At 70.8% G+C, this 1942-nt stretch carries 2 protein-coding genes; both read left to right on the top strand.

Features of this window, described 5'->3' with window-relative positions; genetic code table 11:
• On the top strand, positions 1–1023 hold a 1023-nt coding region (locus G6023_RS15015; RefSeq protein WP_182636261.1), incomplete at its 5' end, for a UDP-N-acetylmuramate dehydrogenase.
• A 91-nt stretch (positions 1024–1114) separates the two neighbouring features.
• The coding region (yidC, locus tag G6023_RS15010) for a membrane protein insertase YidC (RefSeq protein WP_347570785.1) at positions 1115–1942 on the top strand (828 nt) is incomplete at its 3' end.

Genomic DNA, 1942 nt, shown 5'->3' with positions numbered 1-1942 from the left:
GGCCGCCCCCGCGCGCTGCTGGAGTGTGCGACCCCGGACGCGGTCTTCGCGGCGGTCCGCGCCCTGGACGCCGCGGACGTGCCGGTGCTCGTGTTGGGGGGCGGTTCGAACCTGGTGGTGGCCGGCGGCGACCTCGACCTGGTGGCGGTGGCGGTGCGCAACCGGGAGATCGACTACCTCGCCGGCCCGACCGAGGACCAGCTCGTCGTCCGCGCGGGCGCGGGCCTGACCTGGGACGATCTGGTCGCCGACACGGTCGCGCGCGGGTACGGCGGCCTCGAGTGCCTGTCCGGCATCCCCGGATCCGTGGGCGCGACGCCCGTGCAGAACGTCGGCGCCTACGGGGTGGAGGTCGCCCAGATCCTGCACCGCGTGCGCTGGTTCGACCGCGCCACCGGCGTCGACGAATGGGTCACCCCCGACGCCCTCGGCCTCGAGTACCGCACGTCCATCCTGAAGAACACCGACCGCGCCGTGGTCCTCGAGGTGGAGTTCCGCCTCGATCCCGCCGGACGCAGCGAACCGATCCGCTACGCCGAACTCGCCGGCCGCCTCGGTGTCGCCCCTGGTGACCGGACCGACCCGGCCGTGGTGCGGCGCACGGTGCTCGACCTGCGCCGCGGCAAGGGGATGGTGCTCGACGACGACGACTCCGACACCTGGTCCGCGGGATCGTTCTTCACCAACCCGGTGATACCCCAGGACGAACTCCCCACGGTGCGATCCCGGGTGGCCGCCAGGCTCGGCACCGCGCAGTCCGAGCAGATGCCCGCCTTCTCCGCACCCGGGGGCGTCAAACTCTCGGCGGGATGGCTCATCGAGCGGGCCGGTTTCTCCAAGGGGCATCCCTCGTCGTCGTCACCCGCTCGTCTCTCCACCAAACACACGCTGGCGCTGACCAACAGGGGTCAGGCCACCGCGGACGACGTGATCGCGTTGGCGCGCGAGGTACGTGACGGGGTGCGGGAGGCGTTTGGCGTGGAGCTGCACCCCGAGCCGGTGTGGGTGGGCTGCCACATCTGACCGCGCTCGGCGCAGCCGCGCGACCCTGATTCCCCGTTGCGGTGCCCACCCTGGCACGCTGGAGCCCGACCTTTGTGGTCTGTCCCGCCCCGTGCGCCCGATCCGGCGCCGCTCGTCGTTGGAGAAGCCCGTGGACCTGTTCGCGTATCCGGTGTCACTCGTCATGAAGTTCTGGCACTGGGCGTTGAGCTTCGTCGTGGACCCCGACTCCGGCATCGCATGGGTCGGCTCGGTGTTGCTGCTAGTGGTGACCGTGCGGCTGCTGCTCATGCGGTCCATGTGGCGGCAGCAGTACTCGATGCGCAAGATGGCGCAGCTCGCTCCCAAGATGAAGGAGCTGCAGCTCAAGTACTCCGGCCGCAAGTCCCCCGAGGACCGCCAGGCGCAGGCCAAGGAGATGCAGGAGCTGTACTCCGGCGCCGGCGTCAACCCCGCCGCCGGGTGCCTGCCGCTGCTGGTGCAGATCCCGGTGTTCCTCGGCCTGTACTACGTGCTGCTCAACTTCTCGCCTCCCGGCAAGTCCATCGAGGAGGCCTCGACCATGACCAACGGGGCGTTCCAGCCCGAGCAGGTCGCCTCCTTCCTCAACGCCGAGATCTTCGGGGTGCCCCTGGCGTCCTACATCCGGATGCCGCAGGAGGTCATGGACTCGCTGCACCCGGGGCTGCAGCAGAGCGACATCCTCATGCTGGCCGTGCCGCTGTTCGTCCTGGCCGGCATCGCCACGTTCATCAACATGTGGAACTCCTTCCGCCGCCAGAAGGCGGCCAAGGCGGCCGAGCAGGCGGCGATCGCGCAGGTCGAGGCCGAGGACCGCGCCGGCGGGCCGTTCGTCGACGGCGAAGTGGTGGAGATCGACGGCGAGAAGCCCGCCAGCGCGGCCGACGCCGACGCCGGGTCGGAGGGCGGCTCCACTGCC

It is taken from the genome of Dietzia sp. DQ11-71 (assembly GCF_014144995.1).
In the GTDB taxonomy this organism is placed as follows: domain Bacteria; phylum Actinomycetota; class Actinomycetes; order Mycobacteriales; family Mycobacteriaceae; genus Dietzia; species Dietzia kunjamensis.
The sequence above is the reverse complement of the archived record's forward strand: the minus strand, read 5'-3'. Positions and strand labels throughout refer to the sequence as shown.